General features: G+C 69.2%; 7 protein-coding genes. 2 read left to right on the top strand and 5 right to left on the bottom strand.

What is annotated here, in order from left to right; genetic code table 11:
* From MLY01S_RS11275 to MLY01S_RS11290, 4 genes are all read right to left on the bottom strand, one after another.
* Positions 1-1280 (bottom strand): ATP-binding protein (locus MLY01S_RS11275; protein WP_169795151.1); only part of this gene is annotated, 1280 nt, incomplete at its 3' end.
* Positions 1277-1945: a DUF4194 domain-containing protein gene (locus MLY01S_RS11280; RefSeq protein ID WP_067192175.1), complete on the bottom strand. Its 669-nt coding sequence runs from the start codon at positions 1943-1945 to the stop codon at positions 1277-1279. The genes MLY01S_RS11280 and MLY01S_RS11275, both read right to left, overlap by 4 nt.
* Complete coding sequence (locus tag MLY01S_RS11285; protein ID WP_067192180.1) at positions 1945-3426, bottom strand: DUF3375 domain-containing protein; 1482 nt, start codon at positions 3424-3426, stop codon at positions 1945-1947. The genes MLY01S_RS11280 and MLY01S_RS11285 overlap by 1 nt, the downstream gene beginning before the upstream one ends.
* An 82-nt stretch (positions 3427-3508) precedes the next feature.
* A complete protein-coding gene (locus tag MLY01S_RS11290; RefSeq protein ID WP_067192184.1) occupies positions 3509-4663 on the bottom strand; it encodes a Fic family protein in 1155 nt (384 codons plus the stop codon).
* A gap of 365 nt (positions 4664-5028) precedes the next feature.
* Here MLY01S_RS11290 and MLY01S_RS11295 point away from each other — a divergent pair, with 365 nt between their 5' ends.
* Together MLY01S_RS11295 and MLY01S_RS11300 are read left to right on the top strand one after the other, a co-directional pair.
* A complete protein-coding gene (locus tag MLY01S_RS11295; protein WP_067192186.1) occupies positions 5029-6579 on the top strand; it encodes an alanine/glycine:cation symporter family protein in 1551 nt (516 codons plus the stop codon).
* A gap of 96 nt (positions 6580-6675) precedes the next feature.
* Positions 6676-7593, top strand: a complete 918-nt coding sequence (locus tag MLY01S_RS11300) for a CPBP family intramembrane glutamic endopeptidase (RefSeq protein ID WP_067192190.1) — start codon at positions 6676-6678, stop codon at positions 7591-7593.
* Between the two features lie 76 nt (positions 7594-7669).
* On the opposite strand, the gene MLY01S_RS11305 is transcribed toward MLY01S_RS11300, so the two are convergent.
* Complete coding sequence (locus MLY01S_RS11305) at positions 7670-7897, bottom strand: sulfurtransferase TusA family protein (RefSeq protein ID WP_067192193.1); 228 nt, start codon at positions 7895-7897, stop codon at positions 7670-7672.
* Positions 7898-8009 lie beyond the last annotated feature (112 nt).

The following is an 8009-nucleotide window of genomic DNA, read 5'->3' on the forward strand; positions in this document are numbered from 1 at the left end:
GTCTCGATCATCGCGTGGAGCTCGCCGAACTCTGCGACGCTCCCCGGCACGGCCTCCAGCCCTGCCTCGCTCAGCCGGGACAGCAGCACGGCGTGCCGACGCTCCCGGTCCTGTCGCTGCTCCTCCTCAGCCGAGATCTGGCGTCCGAGCTCCTCGATCTGTCCGCCCCCGGCCTGGTGCAGGGCCAGCATGGTCCCGGCACGACGCTGCTCCGCTCTCTCCAGTGCTGCCCGGGCTTCTTCCTGCCGTGCCCGCAGGCCGCGCAGGGAACCGCGCACCTGTTGCACTTCCCGGCGCAGATTCTCGAGCTCTCGGCTCTGTCGGTAGGGGTGGATCGCCTCCTGCAGTCGCCGCAGACGCTCCGTATCCGAGAGCGCGGTCTCGTACTCGTCTGCCACGGTGCGCACCTGAAGCAGATGGTCACGCTGCTGGCGCAGGTCCATCACATGCTCGTATGCGGTACGCAGCGCCCCGAACTCCTCGACCGCCTTGTCCGCCATCTCGAACGTCTGCGGCACCTCGAGCATGTGGTGGCGGAACAGCTGGTCCAGGGAGTCCAAGCCCTTGGCGGACTGGGTCCGGTGCAGAAGCCGCAGCGCGGCGTCGTCGCGCATGCCGAACACCGATCGCAGCCGAGCGTAGAACTTGCCGTGCGTGCCGTTCGTGGTCACCACTGCCTTGGGCCATCGGTCCTGCACGCGGCGGGTCTTGATGCCGTCGTCGATCAGGGTCTGCAGCTCCGCCAGGTCAACCTCAGAACGCTCCAGCAGGCACAGGTCCCGCATGTCTGCGCTGGACATGGACGTGCCCCGCAGGAAGAACAGTCGTGCCAGAGAGACGACACCACCGGTTCCGTCCCGGTACGTCAGCACGACGCCGGACCAGGTCGCGCGGGGCCGCAGATACGCCGAGACCACACGGTCCTCCTGCTCGTCCTGCTGCCTGGTCCACGCGCCACGCACATACGAGACGACACTGCGGGTGGCCGCACGCTCGCCGCCGGCCTGCGCCGCCTGGTTGAACTTCAGCCACTTGTCCGGGGTGAGCACGGAGGCGATCGCGTCCAGCACCGAAGACTTGCCTGACCCCGACGGGCCGGTGATCAGATGGCCCCGGCGGGACACGGGGAACCGGTAGATCCGACCGTCCATGGTGCCCCAGTTGGCGATCTGCACCGACGCGAGGCGCCACTGCCTCGGCGGAGCCGGTTCGACGGGGGGAACATCCAGCTGGGGACCGAGCTCGAAGGCCTTCTGGTCGGTCATCTGCAGGGTGCTCATGCGGTGTCCTCCTCGGTCTCGGCAGAGTCGTCAGTGTCGGAGGTGGAGGTTCCTCGCTCAGCGATGCCGCGGTACAGCTCGGTGAATGACGCCGCCTGCTCCGGGCCGATCACGACCTTGAGCACCGGCGAGATCTCCGCGCGATCCTCCTCGACCTTGTGCAGCACGTTGAAGCGGTTGAGCATCCTCGTCCACGAGCCGTTGAGACGCTTGGCCCAGGCAGCGTCGTCTCCTTCCCGGTACACGGCGAGCTGCTCGTAGATCTCCTGCTTGCCGACCACCACACGGCGCTCGCCGGCGGAGGCCAGCAGGTGACCGCGGAGCACCAGCAGCATGGCGGTGTCCAGGAAGCTCATGGCCTCGGTGCGCAGGGCCGAGGGCGTGGTGAGCTCGTCGGTGTCCACGCGGCGGGTGAACGCGAACTCGTCCTGCCGGTCGATCACCACGTCCAGGAACAGCTCGTGCAGCCGGGAGCGGATGACCGCCTCGTCTGCGACGAGAGCCTGCCAGAGCTGTGGGCGCCGACGGCCCGAGAGGTACGGCCCCTTCAGCAGCTCGAGCAGGGCGCGGCGCGACTGCTCGCCGAGCGTGCCCAGGTCTCCCTCCCAGAGGGCATGCGGGTTCTCGGGGGTCTCGTGGAGCTCGTTCTCGGGGATCGAGGTCATCAGGGAAGCCTTTCGGTGAACAGGTGACGGACCACCCGGGCGGAGCGGTGGGGGAGGCCGGAGCCGGGTGTCTCGGAGTTCTCCGTCTCCACGGGCCAGCGAAGGAGGTCCGTGGCGTCGTCGTCGATCACCCCGTGGCGCGCCGCCAGTGAGAGCAACCCGACGACGCTCGCGACGCCCTGCGTGGCCGGGTGCAAGGAGAGCACTTCGGCCACGCTGACGGGGGAGTGATCGGCAAGGACGCCGTTGACGTTCTCGCGCAGTTCGGCGAAGTCGATCTCCGTCTCCCGTGCAAGCAGCCGGAGGGCCTCGACGTCCACGGTCTCGACCTCGGCCTCCTCGAGCGCAGCCCCGACGTCGAACTCTCGGGGGTCATGCAGAGTGAGGGTGCCCAGCGAGCGCGGGGACATGCCGGTGAGCTCCATGTCCAGGCCGGTGCGATGGAACGGGCGGGTGGCGGGGGCCGCCTCGGCGGCGGCCGCGAGGGCCTCCTGGAGGGCGGTGTGGAGGCGACGGTCGCGCTGATACTCCTGCGATAGCACGTACCCACGCAGTCCACGGGCGAACTCGGTGAGGCTGTCCTGCACGGAACGGGCGCCGTCGTCCAGGGTGCGCGGCAGGGTTCGCAGGGTGCTGCGCACGGACGCCGGCAGGTCGGTGAAGAGGTCGCGACCGAGCACGGCGCGGACGTCCGCCTCGAACGACGCGGCCATGGCGGGGTCGCGGACCAGCCGGGAGAATGCGGCAAAGGTCTGTCCCTCGTCCGAGGACTCGATGACGTCCACGCCGCGGAACACGTTCTCCAGCACCTCCTTAGGCAGGCCCTCGTCCGTGAGGATGCGCCGACGCAGCTCCTGGTTCAGCTGGGAGAAGCGTGCGCGGACCCGGGCGAAGTCCGTGGGCAGGTCCGCAGCCTGGCCGAGCAAGTCCTCCAGTCGTTCCCGGGCGCGGCGTTCGTCCAGGAGGTCATCCTCGCCGGAGGACAGGCGCCGGATCCGCTCGTCCAAGCGATCGCGTTCTGCTTGCAGGGCGGCCACGCGGCGGTCGACGTCCGGATCGGTCTCGACGGCGAGCCGGTGCAGCGCGGTCAGGAGCGCGACGAAGCGCGATTCTGTGACGCTGGCCCGTGGCTCCAGGAGCTGTTCGATCAGGCGCAGACCCTGGCGGGCCGCCGGGGTGAGCGCGTAGACCTCTTCGCGGGACTCGCCGTGAAGCCGGCGTTCCAGCAGACCCGCCTGGCGCCAGTCCTCGCAGAAGCCCTTGGCCGTGCGGTCGGAGAGATCGAGATGGGTGCGGAGGGGATCCAGCTCCGCATCCAAAAGGTCGTGCAGCTGATGGGTGGGCATGGTGGCGTTAGGCGCGCTGAGGTGGGTCTCGAGGACGCCTGCCACCAGTGGAAGTGAGTCCATGCGCAGCATGCGGAGGGTTGCGTCGTCCTGGACGAGCCGCCGGACCTTGAGTGCCACCGCGAGCGAAGTCATGAGGTGAGTCTTTCAGAGGATGTGGACACGGTAAGTGCCATTTGACTCACTCCGGCGAGCGGCGTCGTCGTGCCCTGCCGGTCTACAGATTCTTGCCCCGTCGGAGCGACCTGTACGGGTCGGCGGCCACGTCGAAGCGCTGGCGTGCCGACCGGCGTGTCAGCTCAACCCACTGCTGCAGCTCTGCGCTTGGAAAGTAGGCCGCGCCGCGCTTGTCCCCTTCACGGACCAGCACCCCGGCCTTCGTCAGCAGGTTCAGGTCCCGGGATGCGGTGGGCCGGGTGACCCCGGCCGCGTCGCGGTACAGCGCATTCGTGAGGCGCCAGTCGGTGAGCACGAACTCCAGCGGTGCGGCGGCGCGTTCTGGGAGGGCGAGGGTGTCGATCAACTCGTCCACGCGCCGTGCCACCTGTTCCATCACGTCGATCCGGCGGCGGATGGTCATCGCTTGGCGATAGTGGGCGGTCAGCATGAACTCCAGCCAGGGGGAGGCATCCCGCTCAGGTGCCCACCGCCCGGCGCCCACCTCGGCCAACACCGCGTAGTAGGCCTCCGTGTTCCGCCCGAGGTATTCCTCCACGGAGACGAAGGCCGCCTCCGCCAGGCGGTCCCAGTAGAGCCGCCAGGACTGGAGGATCCGGGACATGCGTCCGTTCCCGTCGCTGAAAGGGTGGATCATCACGAGGTTCAGGTGGGCCATGGCCGCCGAGACCAGCGGGTGCTCGTCCGGGGAGTTGGAGGCGAGCGAGGACAGCAGCTCGTCCAGCAGGCCGTCCACCTCCTCCGGGGCGGGGCCGGTGTAGACCGTGCGTCCGCTGCCTTCCTGCTGCACGTAGATGTCGGTCAGGCGGAGACGCCCGGGTCGCTGCCCAAGGTCGTGGGCCGTGGTCATGAAGTGCAGGGCGAGGAGGTCGGGAAGGGTGAGGTCTCGTCCCTCGTCCGCCATGATCCGTGCATAGGTCATGGCGTCCGAATAGCCCCTTACTGCCAGCCAGTCTTCGTCCACCTCGACGAGATCGGCCGAGTCTGCCCGGATGGCCAGTGCCTGTTCACGGCTGACGTGGATGCCCTCGATCGAATTCGACCCCACCGTGTCGCGGGCGCGCTGCTGGCGTGCCAGCGTGCCGACCCAGCGATGCGGAGCGCTCAGGCTGTAGCGCATGGCCTCCCGGTGCGCGTCGATGGCGGCGAGTACGGCGCGGTCGTCGTCCGTCAGCGGAGGAGTGGAGAAGAGCATGGTGATCCAATCGACGGCGCTTGTCACAAATTATGCGCGTGAGCGCTCGTATCTCTCAAGTGCTCTCTTTTTTGCGGTGATCCGCAGGGGCCTGCCGCGGCGAACTAGAGGAACGGCCGCGGCGAACCAGAGGAAGTGGTCACTTCACGCACGTGCGAGGTGACCACTTCCTCTGGCTCGGCGGAAGTGCGGAAGGGGGAAAGGCGGAGGCGGGCCGTCGTCGTGAAGGAGGTCGTGAAGGGGGGGGCGGGGCTTCCGGGAGGCCCTGCCCCGAACGAATTCCCCTCCGCCGTAGATGAGACCTCGCGGTCACCGCTCAGGTCCCACTAAGGTCTTGTGAGCCCTGTCACCGACCCGAGGACTCCATGCAGTCATTCATCGAATCTGCGAACGCGATCATGTGGGCGTTGCCCATGGTGATCATCATCCTGGCCATCGGCCTCTACTTCACCATCAGGATGGCGGTGCCCCAGCTGCGGCTGATCGGTGACATGGTGGGGCAGCTGATCCACGGCGGCCGCACCTCCGCGGGCATCAGCTCGTTCGAGGCCTTCGCGATGGCGTTGGGCGGCCGCATCGGCGTCGCCAACATCGCCGGTGTGGCGGCCGCGATGTTCGTCGGCGGCCCCGGCGCCCTGTTCTGGATGTGGGTCACCGCGTTCCTCGGCGCGCCCGTGGCCGTGGCCGAGTCCTCCCTCGCCCAGCTGTACAAGCACAAGGTGAAGGGCGAGTTCCGCGGTGGTCCGGCCTTCTACATCCTGGAGGGCCTCGGCCGGAACTGGCGCTGGCTCGCCGTCGCCTACGCGGCCGCCACCGTCTTCGCCACCACCATCACCGGCCCGCAGATCCAGGCCAACGCCGTGACGGCGGCGACCTCGGAGGCCTGGGGCTGGGACCCGCTCTGGGTCGGCCTGGCCATGGCAGCGTTCTTCCTGGTCATCGTGTTCGGCGGCATGCACCGCCTGGGCCGCACCGTCGGCCTGATCGTGCCGTTCATGGCCGCCGTCTACATCCTCGTCGGCCTGATCGTGGTGATCTTCAACATCACCCACGTCCCGGCGATGTTCTCCCTGATCTTCACCTCCGCCTTCGCCCTGGACTCGGCCTATGCCGGAATGATGGGTGCCGCCATCGCCTGGGGCATCCGCCGCGCCGTGTACTCCACGGAGATCGGCACCGGCTCCGGCGCCCAGGCCTCGGCCGCCGCGAACGTCACCCACCCGGTGAAGCAGGGCCTGGCCCAGGGGTTCTCCGCGTACGTGGACACCCTGTTCGTCTGCACCATCACCGGTCTGATGATCCTGGCCACCGACAGCTTCAACGTGCAGGGCCCGGACGGCGAGCCGATCGTGGAGCACCTGCCCGGTGTGGAGGAGGGCCCGGCCTGGACCCAGACCGCTATCGACTCTGTGATCCCGGCTTTCGGCCCGTCTCTGGTGGCCGTGGCCGTGTTCCTGTTCGCGTTCACCACGCTGCTGTCCTTCGACTTCTACGCCGTCACCAACCTGGCGTACCTGGTCAAGCGCAAGCCGGTCCTGAAGGTCCTTGAGGCGATCGCCCACATCCTGCTCGCCGGTTCCATGGTCTTCGGTGCCACCCAGACCTCCGCGTTCGCGTGGGCCATGGCGGACTTCGGCGTGGGCCTCTACACCTGGGTCAACATCCTCGCCCTGGTGCTGCTGTCTCCGATCGCGATCCGCCTGGTCAAGGACTACGACCGTCAGAGGCGTGCCGGCCAGGACCCCGTCCTGGACCCGAAGGAGATCGGCGTGCACAACGCCCATCTCTGGGAGGGCATCCATGCCGAGTATCGGCGCACCGGGGACGCGGACCACGCCATGAACGAGGTCGCCGACTCCGCACCGGACACCGCCGCCATCGCCATCGTGAACAAGGACGGCACCGGCAGGCAGTGAGCCCGATCGGGTGACGACCGGTCGCACGTCCCGCCACGGCACCGCCGGGGTCCGGACCCCTTCTGCGGCGTCGACGGCCCGGGCTATCGTGACGGTGTGACGCCGCATCTGCCTGTCCTTGCAGTCCGTTCCGCCCCGCCTCCGACGTCCAGATGTGCCGGCGCCGCCACCGTCCCGTTCCGCTCGGACCTGCTCGCCTTCGGCGTCGTCGCCTCCGGGGCCGGCTGGGCGGGGGTGGCCGTGAACCGCGCCGCAGGACGTCCGGACTCCATGGACAGCCCCGGCAGCCTGGTCTGGCTGCTGTCCCCGCTGGCCGCCGCAGCCGTGCTGCGCCGGGTCAGGCACGGGGCCTTCCTGCCGCTTCGCCCCGCGGACGCCGTGGCGTCTTCGGGCACGCACCGCACGCTCGCCTGGGGCACTGCGGTGCTGGTCTACCCGGCGGTGACAGCGGGGGCGCTGGGGCTCGGCCGGGCGGCCGGGCTCGTCGACCTCTCCCGCGCGGACGTCGCCGGCCTGGGCCGGTCGATCGCCACCGCTCTCGGCCCCGCCCTGGTCAAGAACCTGGTGGAGGAGTCCTGCTGGAGGGGCTACCTCACCGAGGAGCTCCTGTGCGCCGGCGTGGGCAGGGTGCCGCTGAACCTGACGGTCGGCGCCGTCTGGGCCGCCTGGCATGTGCCCTACTATCTGCGCTTCCTGCCGGAGGCGGACATGCGCGCCGTGCTCGACGTCCCCCGCCGCGCCTTCGCCGCCGTGGCCGCCGGGGTGATCCTGGCCTGGACCCCGCTCTACACGGAGGTCTACGCGCTCACCCGCTCCGTGTGGCCCGGGGTGGTCATGCACGCCGTGGAGGACGCGGTGGTGAATCCGTCCGCCATGGCCACGGGCATCCGGTACACCCGGGCGGGGCAGTGGCTGGTCTCTCCGGTGGTGGGCGCAGTGACCAGTGCCGCCTACACGGCGGTGGGCTGGGCGCTCGGCAGGCTCGGCCGTGCGCTGCGCGGTCCGGTGCGCTGAGCGGCCGCAGGGGAAGGACCGAGCCATTCATTCCCGCCCCTGACGCGTGTCTGCGGCCCGTGCGGGCCGCCGCCGGTCAGCCCTTCTTCACCACGATCGTCCACTCGGCCGCACCGCGCTTGGTGAACTCGGTGACCTCGTGGCCGTCCTCGGCCGCCCAGCGCGGCAGCGAGTCGGTGGCCTGGGTGCAGTCGAAGTCGATGACCAGCTCGTCCCCGCTGGGGATCTGCGCCATCGCCTGCTTCGCCTCCACCAGCGGGAAGGGGCAGACCTGTCCGTCGGTCTCGAGAAGGTGCTGTGCCATGGGATGTCTCCTTGGGTCTCGTCAGTGGTCTGTGGGTCTGACATCAGTCGAACAGAATCCAGCAGATCAGTGGCTTCCGCGTCTCCGAGCCAGACCAAGGACGATTCCTGGC

Origin of the sequence: Micrococcus lylae NBRC 15355, assembly GCF_001570885.1 — a bacterium.
Taxonomy (GTDB): Bacteria; Actinomycetota; Actinomycetes; order Actinomycetales; family Micrococcaceae; genus Micrococcus; species Micrococcus lylae.

Excerpts from the sequence above, each read along its gene's own strand:
- MLY01S_RS11280 (WP_067192175.1), bottom strand. The coding sequence starts at position 1,945 with ATGACCTCGATCCCCGAGAACGAGCTCCACGAGACCCCCGAGAACCCG.
- MLY01S_RS11285 (WP_067192180.1), bottom strand. The coding sequence starts at position 3,426 with ATGACTTCGCTCGCGGTGGCACTCAAGGTCCGGCGGCTCGTCCAGGAC.
- MLY01S_RS11290 (WP_067192184.1), bottom strand. The coding sequence starts at position 4,663 with ATGCTCTTCTCCACTCCTCCGCTGACGGACGACGACCGCGCCGTACTC.
- MLY01S_RS11295 (WP_067192186.1), top strand. The coding sequence starts at position 5,029 with ATGCAGTCATTCATCGAATCTGCGAACGCGATCATGTGGGCGTTGCCC.
- MLY01S_RS11305 (WP_067192193.1), bottom strand. The coding sequence starts at position 7,897 with ATGGCACAGCACCTTCTCGAGACCGACGGACAGGTCTGCCCCTTCCCG.